Raw genomic sequence first — 15,071 nt, 5'->3', positions numbered from 1 at the left:
CAGTACACAGCCCGGGTGCGGTCGGCTCGGCCCGACACCGACCCGTCCGTCACTCCCCCACGAGCGTCACCAGCCGCGACCGGCCGGTCGCGTCCTTGATCGCCTGCAGCACGACGTCGGCGTGCGGCTCCAGCGCGCTGACCTTGTCCAGCGGCGCGCCCACGACGAGCTGGAAGCCCAGCCCGCGCCACGCGCCCACGGCACGGCCGGCGAACCGGGCGTCGGCCTTGATGAACGCCTCGTCGAGGAAGACCGGCGCGTACCGGGGGCGCTCCGCCCCGGCGTCGCCGAGCTGGTAGCGCAGGGCGGCGCCGACGATGAACGCGACGAGCTCCTGCGACTCGCCACCGGACTTGCCGGCGATGTGGTCGTAGACGCTCACGTGGTTGCCCTCGAGGTCCACGCACTCGGCGCTGACCCGCACGTGCTCGCGCACGTCCACCAGGCGCCGGCGCTCGGGGCTGTCGGGACGGATGCGGTCGATCAGCCTGCGCATCCGCTCGTACCGACGCTCGTGCTCGGCGAGGGGGACGTCGCCCGCCGGGGCGGTGGCGAGCTCGCGCAGCCGGCGCCGGAACGAGACGACGTCGGAGGCCTCGACCGGGGTCGCGGTGATGCGCAGCCGGTGCGCGTCGTCGCGGAACGGGAGCGTGGCGAGGATCGCGTTGACGGGCTCCATGCGGTCACGGATCTCCGCCACCGCCTGCGCGATGCCGTTGTTGAGCCGCGTGAGCTGGTCGCCGGACATCTGGCGCAGGTGCGCCGACCACCTGTCGCGCAGCCGGTACAGCTGCTGGTACTCCAGCTCCTCGTAGATCCGCAGGAAGTCGGCGTACGCGCCGTCGGGGTCGGCGCTGCGGTTCGGGTCGGGCCAGGTGTCGTTGAACCGCTCGAAGAGGGCGGCGAGGGCCGCGCGTGCGGCACGCTCCGTCTCCTGCGCCGACTCGCGCTGATGGTGCAGCTCGCGCACGACGGCGGCCACGGCCGTGGTGAGGTCCGAAAGGCCGCTGCCCGAGGTGCCCGCCACCCCCGACCAGCCGACCTGCGCCATCAGACCGGCCAGGCGCCGCTCCTGCTCCGGCGTGGGCTCGACGCCCTCGTCGTCGGCGCGCTCGACGGCGTCCGCGACCTGGTCCACCTGGTCGCTGAGCTGCTCCCACGCCGCGCCGAGCTCGGTGACGCGCTGCTGCGCAGCGGCCCGCTCCCGGTACAGCTCGTCGACGCGGGCGCGCAGGGCGTCCTCGTCCGCCTTGAGCGCGCGCAGCACGTCCGAGCCCGCGACCAGCGCCTCGTGCCGCTCCTGCCGCTCGCCGAGCCGGGCCTCCGCCCCGCGCACGTCGAGGTCGTCCCAGGCGGCCCGCAGCGCGTGGCTGTACGCGACGAAGTGGTCGGCCTCGCCCTTCTGCCGCAGCCGGGCGCCAGCGAGCGCCTCCGAGGCCTGGCGCAGCTCCTGGTGCGCCGCGGCGATCTGCTCCGCGAGCTGCTCGAGGCGCCGGTGGTTGCTGAACCCCAGCACGGACGCCCGGCCCTGGCCGCCGTGCGCGCCCCGGCGCCCCTCCGACGTCTGCCCGGACCGGGCGAGCGCCAGGTCGTGCCGGGCGAGCTCCGTGGGGTCGTCCACGCACACGTAGGCGAACCGCTCCGCGAGGCGCCCCGCGAGCCAGCCGCCGAACGGCCCGGCCTTGACCTCCAGCCTCCCCGGGAGGAGGGTCCGGTCAGCTTCCTCGTGCAGCGCCTGCCCGGTGGGCACTCCCTCGAACCGCACGCGCACCGGCGAGCGGACGGCGTCGATCGCGGCGCGGAACGCGTCCAGGCGCGTCTCGTCGACGAGGACCGTGACGGCGAAGCCTCCGAGCGCCAGGCCGATCGCGTCGCGCCACGGCTCGTACTCCCCGCGCACCTCGAGCAGCTCGCCCACGAACGGCACGTCGTCGGGGCGCAGGCCGGCGGCCCGTGCGAGCGCCTCGCGCGCCTCGTGCAGCTCGCGCGGCACGTTGCCGCGGCGCGCCTTGAGGGACGCCTCCTCGCGCTCGAGCTCGGCCAGGGCACGCATCGCCTCCTTCTCGCGCGCGGAGGCCTCGACCACCGCCTCCGACAGCGCGTCCGTGTGGGTGTCGCGCTCGTCGAGGTACCGGCGGGCGTCGGCGTGCAGGGCGTCCAGCTCCCGGCGCGACGAGGCCTCCCGCTCCAGCGGCGCCAGGTGGCCGTCCAGCTCGGCGCGGGCGCGCCGGGTCTCGGCCAGCCGCTGCTCGGCCGCGCGCACGTCGCGCTCCGCGGCCTCGATGGCGTCGCCCCCGTTGCGGCGCTGGTCGGCGCGCACCTGCTCCAGCTCGCCCTGGGCGGCGGCGAGCCGTTCCTCGGCCACGGCGACCCGCTCGGCCGCTGCCTTGTGCTGGGCCCGGTTCTCCGCCTCGCCCGCACGCAGCAGGTCGAGCTGGGTGCGGTCGCGCCACGCCGTGAACGGCGTGACCGCCCCGGGCTCGCCTCCACCAGCGCCGCCGTCGGGCCCGAGGGCGTCCACGAGCCGCGCGGACGCGACGGCGTCGTCGACCGCCGCGCGGTGCTCCAGCATCGGGCGCAGCACGTCCACCTGCCGCTGCGCCGTGTCCATCTCGGCGCGCACCTCGCTGAGCTCGTCGAAGTGCTCGACGGCGCGCTCGGCCACGCGGATCGTCTCGGGCTCCTCGAGCACCATCGCCTTGTAGAGCGAGTCGACCGTGGTGATCTGCTGGCCGGCCTGGATGCGGCCGAGCAGCTGCATCGCCTTCTCGCCGTCGCCCGCCGCGCCGATGCCCAGCGCGGCGTGCAGGCGCGTGGCGAACGCCTTGTCCGTGTCGAACGACGTCAGCCCCGCCGCGGTGAGCCCCGCCTTGCCGAAGCGCTGGGCCGCGAGCGGCTCGAGGTCGCGCAGGCTGAAGTCCGCGTCGACGACGGCGCGCACGGCCACCGTCTCGTCCGTGCGCTGCGCACCGCGCGGCACGTACCAGGCGCGCAGCGCCGTGAACCGCTCGCCCGCCTGGGACGACCAGGTCATCGCGATCGCCGACCAGGTGTCCGACGTCTCGCCGCGCAGCACGCGGTCCTTGGCGCGCGCCGACCCTGCGGTGCGCTCCTCGTCGAGCTTGCCGCGCGCGTAGGAGACGACGTTGCGCTGCTCCTGCCCGCGCGCCCGCCCGCTGGTGGCCGTGTTCGACGCGCCGTTGAACGGCGTCGTGTGGCTCATCATGAGCGCGATGTACGCGTCGAGCAGGGTCGACTTGCCGGAGCCGGACGCGCCCGTGAGCAGCGTCGTCGTGCCCGCGAACCGCACCTCGTGGTAGCCGTGGTAGCCACCCCAGCTCACCAGCTGCATCGAGCGCGCGGTCCACTGCCGACCGTCCGACGCCGTCGGGATCAGCCCGAACAGCGACTGCTGCATGCGGGGCGCGACGACCTGCTCCGCCGGGTCGCTCGTGATCGTCATGCGCGCGACTCCTCGTCCTCGTCGACCGGCTCGGTCTCGTCGTCGTGGTCGGCGGCCGTGGGCGGCTCGGCCGACGGCGAGCGCAACCATGCGGTCAGCTCTCGCAGGCGCTCCACCGGGAGCAGGATCTCCACGACCGGCTGCACGCGGTAGCGGCCCTCGGCGACCTCGTCGAGCACGTGCTCGCGCACGAGGGTGGCGATCGCGTTGTCGACCTCGCGCCGGCGCGCGGCCAGGTTCGTCTCGTCCGCGGCGAGGAAGCCGAGCGCGTAGTCGACCAGCTCCTCGGCGTCGACGTGCGCCGCGCGCTCCCCCGCGCCCTGCTCCTGCCGGAACCGGTTGCGCGCGAACAGCATGAGCAGCGTCTCGACCCGCTTGTACGGCTCGTCCTTGAGGAGCACCGGGATGCTCAGCCCGGCCTCCCGGACCTGCCGTTTGTACGCGATCTCGTAGTCGCGATCGACGACGAGCTCCACGAACAGGTCGTGGCAGCGCGAGGCGAGCACGTTCTGGTGCGCGAGCAGCGCCTTCCACTCGCCTGGGTGCGCGGCCGCCGACAGGTACCGCCGCTGCAGCACCAGCGCCAGCGCGCGACGGGCCTCGTACGGGAGCACGCCCGTGTCACCGGCGAACAGCGCCGCGTCGTCGTCGGCCAGCGCGGGCACCTCGACGAAGGGCGCGCCGCCCGCCGCGGCGTCGGTCTCGGCCGCGTGCTCCGCAGGCGCCGTCGTGGTGTCGGTCATGCGTCCTCCTCGTCAGTCCGGTCGTCGGGCGCGTCGTCGGGCACGTCGTCGGGTACGGCGATGCCCACCCGCGGCAGCACCAGGTCGCGCGTGCTGCCGTCGGCGCGCACGGCCGTCACGCGGCGCAGCCGGGCCGCCGGCACGTCGCCGATGCCGTCGTCGTCACCGAGGGCCTCGTCGAGCGCGTCCGGCGACGCCAGCTCCAGGTAGCCCAGCAGCTCGACGGGGCGGCGCAGCTCGGTCGGTCCGGCGGCGAACACCTCGTCCGCCGTGGCGACCCCGCGCTCGCGCAGCACCCGGGCGGCGTGGGCGCCGGTCTCCTCGTAGCGCGGGCCGCCCATACCGCGCAGTCCGCCCAGGACCTCACCGGGCGCGGCCCCGGCGTCGTGACCCGGGTCGTCGAGATCGGCGAGCGCGTCCGGCGGCGTGTCGGGACGCAGGTCGTGCAGCTGGGCGCGGAAGCGACCGAGGCGCGCCCTCTCCAGCCAGCGCAGCGGCTCCACGCGCGCGGCCCGGCCCGACGTCGGGAACCACTCCGCCATGGCCGCGGTCGCCTCGCGCAGCGCGCCGTCCAGCTCGCGGTCCCGCAGGGGGTTGTGCACCGTGAGCTGCTGCGTGATGGTGCGGGAGGCGCGCGCCTGCGCGTCGAGCACGCCGTCGACGGCGGCCAGGAGCTGGGAGTACAGCGCGCGCACGGACTCCCGGCGGTCGGCCGGCAGGTCTGCCGCGAACGGGTGTGCGAGCACCGCCCGGACCCGCTCGTCGACCTGACCGAGCAGCTGCGGGTCGCGCAGCAGCTCCATCGCCCCGGAGAAGGCGCGCCCCTCGGGCGTGCGCTCCATGAGCGAGTCGGAGGCCTCCAGGTAGGCGCCGAGCACCTCGCCGGTGGTCCGTTCGTCCTGGCGCAGGCTGGTGACGATGCTGCGCTGCAGCTCGGCGATCGACTCCGCCACGCGGGCGAAGTCGGCGGGCAGCTCGCGCACCAGCGCGGCCACGTTGTCGAACTGCTCGACCAGCCGGTCCGTGGGCGCCTGCACCACGGCGCCGCCGGCGTCGAGCCGGGCCAGCTCGGCCTCCGCCTCGGCGATCTCGTCGCGGGCGCGGGCGACCTGCTCCCGCAGCGCCCGCTGCTGCGACTCGCGGTCGGGCCGGGCGTCGCGCGCGAGCCCGTCCAGGGCCACGAGCAGCGTGCGGATGCGCGACTCGCTCACGAGGGCCCGCGCCCCCTGCGTGCGGTCGACGAACGCGAGCGCCTCCGCCGCGTGCGAGCTGACCTGGTACTGCTCGACACCGTCGTCGTCGAGCGCCCGCACCAGCCAGCGGCCCGCCACCCAGCGCGAGCACAGCGCGCGGGCCGCGTCGTCGGGCACCTCGTGGCCGGCGGCCCGCGCCTCGGCGAGCAGGTCCTCGACCTCCACGTGCATCTGCTCGGTCGGCACGGTGGCCCGACCGGGTGTGAAGATCAGCGACAGCAGGGCGACGACCAGCGGCCCCTCCTTGCGGTGCAGGAGGGCGAGCGAGGGCGTGCCGAAGGCGCCCCGGCTGCGTGCCAGGGCGCCCTCGAGGCGGACGGTCGCCAACTCAGACGACGATGTTGACGAGCTTCGGCGCGCGCACGATCACCTTGCGCACCGGCGCGCCGTCGATGGCGCGGACCACGTTCGGCTCCGCCAGGGCGGCGGCCTCCAGATCGGCGTCCGAGATGGACGGCGCCACCTCGAGGCGGCCGCGCACCTTGCCCTTGACCTGCACGACGCACGTCACCGTGTCCTCGACGAGGTACTGCTCGTCGGCGGTCGGGAACGGCTCGCGCGCCAGCGAGCCGTCGTGACCGAGCCGCTGCCACAGCTCCTCCGCGATGTGCGGGGCGATGGGCGCGACCATCAGCACCAGCGGCTCGACCGCCGCGCGCGGCACCCGGTCCAGGGAGGTGAGGTGGTTGTTGTACGTGATGAGCTTCGCGATCGCCGTGTTGGGCCGCATGTGCTCCATCTCGACCCGCACGTCCGCGATCGCCCGGTGCATCGCGCGCAGCGTGGCGGTGTCGGGCTCGTCGTCGGTGGCGACGAGCCCGCCCGTCTCCTCGTCCACGACGTTGCGCCACAGCCGCTGCAGGAAGCGCTGCGAGCCGACGACGGCGCGCGTCTCCCAGGGACGCGACAGGTCCAGCGGGCCCATCGACATCTCGTACACGCGGAACGTGTCGGCGCCGTACTGCTCGTACATCTCGTCCGGCGTGACGACGTTCTTCAGGGACTTGCCCATCTTCCCGTACTCGCGGTTCACGGGCTCGCCGCGGTACGTGAAGCCGGCCTGCTCGTCGCCCTCGACCTCTCCGGCGGGCACGTAGGCGCCGCGGGCGTCGGTGTAGGCGTACGCCTGGATGTACCCCTGGTTGAACAGCTTGCCGAACGGCTCCAGCGAGGACACGTAGCCCAGGTCCAGCAGCACCTTGTGCCAGAAGCGCGCGTACAGCAGGTGCAGCACCGCGTGCTCGACGCCGCCGACGTACAGGTCGACGCCACCGGCGGGACCGGACGTCGCGTTGTGCTTCGGGCCCATCCAGTACGACTCGAGCTCCGGTTCGACGACCGCGGTGCCCTTCGCGGGGCCGTCGGTCGAGTCCGTGGGGTCCAGGTAGCGCAGGTAGTACCAGCACGACCCGGCCCAGTTGGGCATCGTGTTGGTGTCGCGGCGGTACCGCTTCGGCCCGTCGCCCAGGTCCAGGGTGACGTGCACCCACTCGTCGTTGCGACCCAGCGGGGCCTCGGGCGACGAGTCGGCGTCGTCGGGCTCGAAGGTGCGCGGCGCGTAGTCCGGGACGTCGGGCAGGTCGACGGGCAGCAGGTCGGCCGGGATCGCGACCGGTCGGTCGTTCTCGTCCCACAGGATCGGGAACGGCTCGCCCCAGTAGCGCTGCCGGCTGAACAGCCAGTCGCGCAGGCGGTACGTGGTCGTCCCCTCGCCGGCGCCGCGGGCGCTCAGCCACTCGACGATCTTCTCCTTGGCCTCCGCCACACCCAGGCCGTCCAGGCTGATCTCGTCGTTGGACGAGTTCACCGCCACGCCGTCACCCGTGTACGCGCCGGCGAAGTCGTCCGGCAGGCCGTCCGCGGGCTCGACGGTGCGGATGACGGGCAGCTCGAACGCCTCGGCGAAGTCGAAGTCGCGCTGGTCGCCGCCGGGCACCGCCATGATCGCGCCGGTGCCGTAGCCCATCAGCACGTAGTCGGCGGTGAACACCGGGACCGTCGCGCCGCTGACGGGGTTGATCGCCAGGTGCCCGGTGAAGACGCCGGTCTTCTTGCCGGCGTCGGCCTGCCGCTCGACGGCGGTCTTCGCGGCGGCCTCGCGCCGGTACGCGGCGACGGCCTCGACGGGCGTCGCGTGCCCGCCGGTCCAGACGTCGCGCGTGCCGTCGGGCCACGCGGCGGGGACCTCGTCCAGCAGCGGGTGCTCGGGCGCCACGACCATGAAGGTCGCGCCGAACAGCGTGTCCGGGCGGGTGGTGAACACCTCGACCTGCGCGCCCGCGCCGGCCGCGTCGTAGTCGGCGGTGCCGACGACGTCGAACCGGACGTTCGCGCCGGTGGAGCGGCCGATCCAGTTGCGCTGCATCGACTTGACCTTCTCCGGCCAGTCGATGAGCTCCAGGTCGTCGGTCAGACGGTCCGCGTAGGCGGTGATCCGCATCTTCCACTGCCGCAGGGACTTCTGGAAGACGGGCATGTTGCCACGCTCGGAGCGGCCGTCGGCCGTGACCTCCTCGTTGGCGAGCACCGTGCCCAGGCCGGGCGCCCAGTTCACGGGCGACTCGTCGACGTAGGCCAGGCGCTGCGCGTCCAGCACGTCGCGCCGCTCGTCGTCGGACAGCGCGTCCCACGACCTGCCGTCGGGCAGCGCGCGCTCGCCCGACGCGTACTCGGCCTCCAGCTCGGAGATGCGTCGCGCACGGCCCTTGCCGCCGTCGGCCTCGGCGTCGTACCACGAGTCGAAGATCTGCAGGAAGATCCACTGCGTCCAGCGCACGTACTCGGGGTCGATCGTCGCGAACGTGCGCCGCGAGTCGTGCGCCAGGCCCATGCGGCGCAGCTGGCGCTTCATGGTGACGATGTTCTGCTCGGTGGTGGTGCGCGGGTGCTGACCCGTCTGCACCGCGTACTGCTCGGCGGGCAGGCCGAACGCGTCGTAGCCCAGCGCGTGCAGCACGTTGTCGCCGCACATCATGCGGAAGCGGCCGACGACGTCGGTGGCGATGTAGCCCAGCGGGTGCCCGACGTGCAGCCCCGCCCCGGAGGGGTACGGGAACATGTCCATGATGAAGAACGGCTGGCCCGTGCCGTGCGCGCCGTCGCCGTCCGTGAGCGCACCGTTCGGGTTGGCCGCCCAGAAGGTGCCCCGCTCCTCCCAGAGGTCCTGCCAGCGCTCCTCGATCTGCTGCGCGAGGGCCGGCGTGTAGCGGTGGGTGGGCTCGTGGGAAGGCGCGGTCGGCGCCTCGGATCGGGAGGGTGCGGTGTCGGGCGTGCTCACCCGGCGAGTCTACCGGCCGGGGCCGCAGGCCCCGGCCCTGTTTTCACACCCCGAACGACTCGACGAGCGGCCCTCCGACGGCCAGCAGCAGCCAGCCGACGGCGACGACGTACCCGATGATCAGGACCAGTCCGCGGTTGCGCACGACGGCGCGTCGCAGCCCGTCGCTCGCGGGCAGGTGGCGCTCCTGCACGGCGTGCACGACCTGGAACCACAGCAGCGGCCACACGATCGTCCAGACGACCATGCAGGCCGGGCACAGCCGGACCAGCGCGTAGAAGCTCGACCACATGAGGAAGAAGATCAGCAGCTGGGCGAGCACCGTCACCGCGAGCAGCGACCGGTGGTACCACCGCGGCAGCCGGGCGCCCGCGAGCAGCACCACGCCGGTCGTGATCACCACGGGGAACGCCGCGACCCCGATGTAGGGGTTCGGGAAGCCGAGCAGCGTGCCCTGCCAGGACGCCATCGCGACGCCGCAGTCGAGGAAGACGTTGAAGCTGCAGCTCGTCACCCGGTTCGGGTCCAGCAGCTTGAGGTACTCCTCGATCGCCAGCCACGACGCCGCCCCGAAGCCGACCCCGCCCAGCACGGTCAGCAGCACGCCGTACGTGCGGGCGGTCAGGCCGCGCGGGCCGGGCACGAGCGCAGCCTCCCCCGCGGCGTCGTCGGGGGTGTCGTGGGTCTCGTCGCGCACGCTCGGGCTCACGGGCGCGACCGTACCGCACGTTCCTGGGGGCCCGGCCCGCCGGCGGCCGCCGCCACGCAGGTCAGCCCGAGTGCGCCACGCGCTGACGGCCGAACGCCAGCACCATCGCCAGGCCCACCAGGGTGAGCGCGAGCCCCACCCATGCCGGCGCGAGGTACCCGTAGCCGGCGGCGATGACGAGGCCCCCGAAGAAGGCGCCGCTCGCGTTGCCGATGTTGAGGGCGGAGTGGCACAGGGCCGCGCCGAGGGACTGCGCCCGCGGCGAGAGGTCCATCAGTCGCGTCTGCATCGCCAGGCCGAGGGTCTGCGAGGTGACGGCCAGCAGGAACAGCCCGACGACGGCGGGCACGGGCGACGTCCCGACCAGCGCGAACAGCACCAGCGACAGCGCGGTCGCGACGAACCCGCCGATCACGGTGCGCAGCACGTTGCGGTCCACCAGCCTGCCGCCGAGCAGCGTGCCGACGGTCATGCCGACGCCGAAGACCGCGAGCACCCACGGCACCGCGCTCTCGGACATCCCCGCCACCTTGGTGACGGTCGGCGCGACGTAGGTGTAGACGGCGAACAGGCCGCCGAACCCGATGGCGCCGGCCGCGAACGAGATCCACAGCGGGCCGTTGCGCAGGGTGGACAGCTCCTGCCGGACGCTGGAGTCCACCGGCCCGTGCTCGGGGACGAAGCGCCAGACCCCCAGCAGCGTCACGGCGCCCAGGGCCCCCATGACGACGAACGCGACGCGCCAGCCCATGTTCTGCCCCACGGCCGTGGACAGCGGCACCCCGACGACGTTCGCGATCGTCAGGCCGGTCATCATCATCGAGACGGCGTGGCCGCGGCGCCCCGGCCCGGCCACCGCGGCGCCGACCGCCGCCCCGACGCCGAAGAACGCGCCGTGCGGCAACCCGGCGAGGAACCGCCCCACGACGAGGCTCTCGATCCCTGGCGCGGCCGCCGACAGCACGTTGGCCACCGTGTAGAAGCCCATGAGGCACAGCAGCAGCCGCTTGCGGGACATGCGCGCGGCGGCGACGGTCAGCAGTGGCGCGCCGACCACGACGCCGACGGCGTACGCGGTGATCGCGTACCCGACGACCGGGTCGCTGACGCCGAGGTCGGCGCCGATCTGCGGCAGCAGGCCCATCGTGGCGAACTCGGTGGTGCCGATCGTGAACCCGCCGACGGCGAGCGCGAACAGCGCGGCCCCGACGTGCTCGGGGCCGGGTGCGCGGCCGGTGCGGGCCGTGGCGCCGCTCGCGGGCGTGGTCGTCGAGGTCACTCGCCTCTCCTCGGGAGTCGGGTCGGGCACCGGGATGCTCGAATCGTTTCGAGACGAGGCGTCGACGACGGTGCGCCGTCCAGCGCTCACGTCGTCGGGGAACCGGGACAGCCTACGCGCGCACCACCCAGATGCGCGACGCCGCCAGCAGCCCGAGGTCGACGCCGACCTCGCGCCCGTCCGCCTCCCACGCCACGCCGACCGTCCCGGCGAACTCCCGCCGCGACGTCAGCCGCACCGGCAGGTCCAGGTCGATGCCGAGGTCCGCGAGGTACCGCAGCGCCTCGGGGTCGGCGTCGGAGATCCGGGCGACCACTCCCCCGGCCCCGGCCTCGAGGTCCACCAGCGGCACCGCCTCCGGGCGCACCACGCGCCCGTCGGCGAACGGGATCGGGTCGCCGTGCGGGTCGCGCTCCGGGTGGCCGAGCCGCGCGGAGATGCGCTCGACGAGCCGGTCGGACACCGCGTGCTCCAGCACCTCGGCCTCGTCGTGCACCTCGTCCCACGCGTAGCCGAGGTCGCGCACCAGCCACGTCTCCAGCAGCCGGTGCCGCCGCACCATCACGAGCGCGTAGCGCCGCCCCAGCTCGGTGAGCCAGACCCCGCCGTAGGGCTCGTGGCCCAGCAGACCCTGCGTCGTGAGGCGGCGCACCGTCTCGGAAACGGTGGACGGCCCCACGCCCAGCCGGTCCGCCAGCAGCCCCGTGGTGACCTTCTCGTCCGACCACTCCTGCGCCGACCAGACCGCCTTGAGGTAGTCCTGGGCGACGGGGGTGAGCTCGTCCGGGTCGACGGCCTGCGGGGGCGATGCGGGGGTGGGTGAGGTGGGTTCGGGCACGGTCCGAGCCTATCCGGGCGCCCGTCCCTACGGCCCGGGCGCCTCGTCGGCCGGCGGCACGACGTCGGGCACCGGCTCGCGCTCCCCCACCGTCGCCGTGCCGTCGGGCGTGACGCTCACGACCTGCACGTCCATCATCCGCCGCGTCGCGGGGTCGAACCGCAGCACCGTCATCTCGGCCGTGCCGTGCAGCGGCCCGACCGTCGGCTGGTTCGGCGCCGCGCCGGCGGTGGACCCGTTGACGTACCGGACGCCCTGCCCCACCTGCTCCGGCCCGGACCTGCTGTGCGTGTGTCCGGACACCTGGAACGGCACGCACCCCGTCTCGAGGGCGTCGAGGCCCACGGACGGCGTGTGGATCAGCAGCAGGTCGACGCCGTCGCGGTCCTCGCACGCGGTCGCGGCGAGGTCCTCCGACTGCTGCTCCGGCGTCCGCTCCCGCGCGACGTTCGTGCCCACGCCGACGCGCGTCTCGAGCGCGTCCCGGTCTCCGAGGATCCGCACCCCCTCGACGTCGAGCACCTGGCCGTCCAGGATCTTCTGGCCGTGCGCCGCCTCCTGGTCGGACGTGACCTGCGAGTCGTGGTTGCCGTCCGACACCACCATCGGCACGCCGCGCGGCACGGCGGAGGCGAACGAGTCGACGCAGACCTTCTCCACCGAGGTGCCGTTCATGGTGGTGTCGCCCGCGTTGAGCACGACGTCGGCCCCGGAGCGTTCGATCGTCGTGCGGATCAGCGGCGTCATCCCCGTGTTGCAGTGCAGGTCGGAGATGACGACGAAGGTGACCGGCTCGTCCTCCGGACCGCCGCTGGGCAGGGCCCGGGGCGGCGCGACCGGCGCGGTGGGCTCGGCGGGGCCGGGGGACGCGAACTGGGTGCCCGCCGCGGTCGCGGACGCGGCCGCCTCCGACGCGAGCCGGGCGTCCCACGCGGCCGACAGGTCGTCGTCCGCGCTCGCGTAGAACTCCTCGTTGTCCTCGTACAGCTTGACGAGCTGCCCGCCGTACGTGTCGATGACGCCGGCGAGGCGCCCGGTGATCCGCGCGCCCTCGAGCGCCGTCCCGGCGAACACCGGCGACGCGGGCTGACCCTGGGCGGTGCTGCCCGCCGCGCCGGACGACACCGTCGTCACGACGAGGGCCACGACCGCCACCCCCGCCGTGATCTCGCCCGTCCGGGGAGCCATCGCGTCGGCGAGCTCGCGCCGTCGCCCCGGCCCCAGCAGCCAGCGCACCCCGAACCCGACCGCGACCAGCGCCGCGGCGGCGCCCAGCGAGCGCCACAGGGCGTTCTCCACCAGCGCGAGGGCGACGCTGCGTACCGCGACGTCCGGGCTGGAGAAGAACTGCAGGTAGCTCTCGAGATCCTGGCTGAGGGCCGTGAGCGTGTTGGCCGCGCCGACCGTCGTCAGGTCCGCGGGGATCTCCTTGACCACCACGTCCACGCCGAGCCCGAGCGGGAGCGGCGAGTCGATCTCCAGCGTGCCGAGCGGGCCGAGGTCGACCACGACGAGGCTGTCGTTGGTCACGGAGTAGACGGCCTCGTGGGGACCGAAGCCGAGCTCCGCGGTCGCCGTGCTCACCCCGAAGACGAGGCACGCGACGGCTGCGGTGACCCCGGCGAGGGTCCAGCGCACCCAGCGCTGCGGCGTCCTGCGCGCGCGGCGCCCCCGCCCGCCCGGCGGCCTCTCGTCCGTGTCCACGGCCGCGGCGGGCGGGGCGTCCGCGGTGGCAGCGGCCGAGGTGTCCGCAGAGGTGTCCGCAGGGGTGTTCGCCGGGGTGGGCTCGTCGTGCTGGTCGCTCATCGCCTCCACCCTCGCCGAACGACGACGGCGGCGCCACCGTCCTCGCCGGTGGCGCCGCCGTCGCGGGTGTGACGCCGCCCTCACGGACGGCGTCGGGCGTCAGGCGCGCTCGCGCAGCATCGTCAGCGCGATCCCCGCGGCGACGAGGACCGCGACGAAGCCGATCGCGGACGTCACGACGACGCCGCTGCCGAACGCCGCGTGCGCCGAGCCCAGGAGGGCCTGCGCCTGGCCGGCCGGCAGGTCGGCCGCCACGCTCGCCGCGCCACCGAGCGTCTCCGCCGCGGACGCCGCGTCCGCGGCGGGCACGCCCGACGGCACGACGACGTTCGCGTGGTACGACCCGGTGAGGATCCCGCCGAGGACGGCGGTGCCCAGCACCGCGCCGACCTCGTACGCGGTCTCGGAGATCGCCGAGGCCGCGCCCGCCTTGGCCGCGGGGACCGTCGAGACGATGAGGTCGTTCGACACGGTCTCGGCCGAGCCGACGCCGATCGCCAGGACGACGAACGCGAGCCCGAGCCAGCCGGCCTCCCCGCGCCCGGCGACGAGCGCGGTGACGAGGTAGCCGACCGCGGACAGGGCCAACCCGGCGGCGACGACGTGCGAGGGCCGCACGCGACGCACGACCTTCACCACGGCCAGCCCCGCGACGACCATCGCGACGGTGCCCGGCAGGAGCACCAGGCCCGCCTGCACCGGCGAGAGCCCGATGACGAGCTGCAGGTCCTGCGACACGAAGAACAGGAAGCCGACCAGCGAGAACACCGACAGCAGGTTCACCAGCACGCTGCCGGTGAACGCGGGCACGGCGAACAGCCGCACGTCGAGCATCGGGTTCCGGCGGCGCAGCTGGCGCCGCACGAAGAGCACGCCCATGAGCAGCCCGACGGCGACCGCGGCGATCCCGAGGGACGGCAGCGCGCCCTTGGCGAGCGTCTTGATGCCGAACACCACCGGGGTCATCGCGGCCATGACCAGGACGATCGACACCGGGTCGATCGGGCCCGGCGCGGGGTCGCGCGACTCCGGCACGAAGACCGGGGCGAGCACGAGCAGCAGGGCCAGCACCGGCACCGCGAGGAGGAACACGGAGCCCCACCAGAAGTGCTCGAGCAGCAGCCCCCCGACGATCGGCCCCACGGCCGAGCCCGCGGCGAAGCCCGCGGCCCAGATCGCGATGGCGAGGCGACGCTCGTCGCGATCGGTGAACACGTTGCGCAGCAGCGAGAGCGTGGACGGCATGAGCATCGCGCCGAAGAAGCCGAGGCCCGCGCGGGCGGCGATCAGGGCGCCCGCAGTCGGCGCGAAGGCCGCCACCGCGGACACGAGGGCGAAGCCGACGGCCCCGATCAGGAGCAGGCGGCGACGTCCGACGCGGTCCGCGACGGAGCCCATCGGCACGAGGAGCCCCGCGAGCACGAGCGGGTACACGTCGACGATCCACAGCAGCTGCGTGCCGCCGGGGGCCAGCGCCTCCGAGATCTGCGGCAGGGCGAAGCTGAGGACCGTGTTGTCGATCGAGACGAGCAGCACCGGCAGCATCAGCACGGCGAGGGCCGCCCAGCGGCGCGCGGCCCCGGCGGGGCGCGCGGGGGCGAGGCGGCTCGTGTCCGTGGCTGAGGAGGTGGGGTGCGTCGTCACCTGGGTCTGAGCCATGAGGTGCCTTTCACACACTGCGGACGGCCGGGGCGACATGGTGA

Annotated in this window: 9 protein-coding genes; all 9 read right to left on the bottom strand. The window is 74.4% G+C overall.

Annotated features, from left to right (window positions below; all coding sequences use genetic code 11):
• Positions 1-49: 49 nt before the first annotated feature.
• The gene (locus tag ACQP6G_RS09810) at positions 50-3,463 is read right to left on the bottom strand and encodes an ATP-binding protein (RefSeq protein ID WP_429764101.1); all 3,414 of its coding nucleotides are present in this window, start codon (positions 3,461-3,463) and stop codon (positions 50-52) included.
• Positions 3,460-4,206 carry a DUF4194 domain-containing protein gene (locus ACQP6G_RS09805; RefSeq protein ID WP_429764100.1) on the bottom strand — a complete coding sequence of 249 codons (747 nt, stop codon included), beginning with the start codon at positions 4,204-4,206 and terminating at the stop codon, positions 3,460-3,462. Before ACQP6G_RS09805 ends, ACQP6G_RS09810 begins: the two co-directional genes overlap by 4 nt.
• Positions 4,203-5,786, bottom strand: a complete 1,584-nt coding sequence (locus tag ACQP6G_RS09800; RefSeq protein WP_429764099.1) for a DUF3375 family protein — start codon at positions 5,784-5,786, stop codon at positions 4,203-4,205. Before ACQP6G_RS09800 ends, ACQP6G_RS09805 begins: the two co-directional genes overlap by 4 nt.
• A 1-nt stretch (position 5,787) precedes the next feature.
• On the bottom strand, positions 5,788-8,736 hold the full coding sequence (gene leuS, locus ACQP6G_RS09795) for a leucine--tRNA ligase (RefSeq protein WP_429764098.1): 2,949 nt from the start codon (positions 8,734-8,736) through the stop codon (positions 5,788-5,790).
• Positions 8,737-8,779: 43 nt separating this feature from the next.
• Positions 8,780-9,445 carry a vitamin K epoxide reductase family protein gene (locus ACQP6G_RS09790; protein ID WP_429764097.1) on the bottom strand — a complete coding sequence of 222 codons (666 nt, stop codon included), beginning with the start codon at positions 9,443-9,445 and terminating at the stop codon, positions 8,780-8,782.
• Between the two features lie 61 nt (positions 9,446-9,506).
• Positions 9,507-10,724 carry an MFS transporter gene (locus ACQP6G_RS09785; RefSeq protein WP_429764096.1) on the bottom strand — a complete coding sequence of 406 codons (1,218 nt, stop codon included), beginning with the start codon at positions 10,722-10,724 and terminating at the stop codon, positions 9,507-9,509.
• A gap of 112 nt (positions 10,725-10,836) precedes the next feature.
• Positions 10,837-11,562 carry a metal-dependent transcriptional regulator gene (locus ACQP6G_RS09780; RefSeq protein WP_429764095.1) on the bottom strand — a complete coding sequence of 242 codons (726 nt, stop codon included), beginning with the start codon at positions 11,560-11,562 and terminating at the stop codon, positions 10,837-10,839.
• 27 nt (positions 11,563-11,589) lie between these two features.
• Positions 11,590-13,368: a metallophosphoesterase family protein gene (locus tag ACQP6G_RS09775; protein ID WP_429764094.1), complete on the bottom strand. Its 1,779-nt coding sequence runs from the start codon at positions 13,366-13,368 to the stop codon at positions 11,590-11,592.
• A 99-nt stretch (positions 13,369-13,467) separates the two neighbouring features.
• Positions 13,468-15,027, bottom strand: a complete 1,560-nt coding sequence (locus ACQP6G_RS09770) for an MFS transporter (protein ID WP_429764093.1) — start codon at positions 15,025-15,027, stop codon at positions 13,468-13,470.
• Positions 15,028-15,071: the final 44 nt, after the last annotated feature.

Origin of the sequence: Isoptericola nanjingensis (assembly GCF_050311635.1) — a bacterium.
Lineage (GTDB): Bacteria > Actinomycetota > Actinomycetes > Actinomycetales > Cellulomonadaceae > Isoptericola > Isoptericola nanjingensis.
This window is presented reverse-complemented; position numbering and strand designations above follow the sequence as displayed.

Coding starts and splice junctions, on each gene's coding strand:
- ACQP6G_RS09810 (WP_429764101.1), bottom strand. CDS start 3,463: ATGACGATCACGAGCGACCCGGCGGAGCAGGTCGTCGCGCCCCGCATG.
- ACQP6G_RS09805 (WP_429764100.1), bottom strand. CDS start 4,206: ATGACCGACACCACGACGGCGCCTGCGGAGCACGCGGCCGAGACCGAC.
- ACQP6G_RS09775 (WP_429764094.1), bottom strand. CDS start 13,368: ATGAGCGACCAGCACGACGAGCCCACCCCGGCGAACACCCCTGCGGAC.
- ACQP6G_RS09770 (WP_429764093.1), bottom strand. CDS start 15,027: ATGGCTCAGACCCAGGTGACGACGCACCCCACCTCCTCAGCCACGGAC.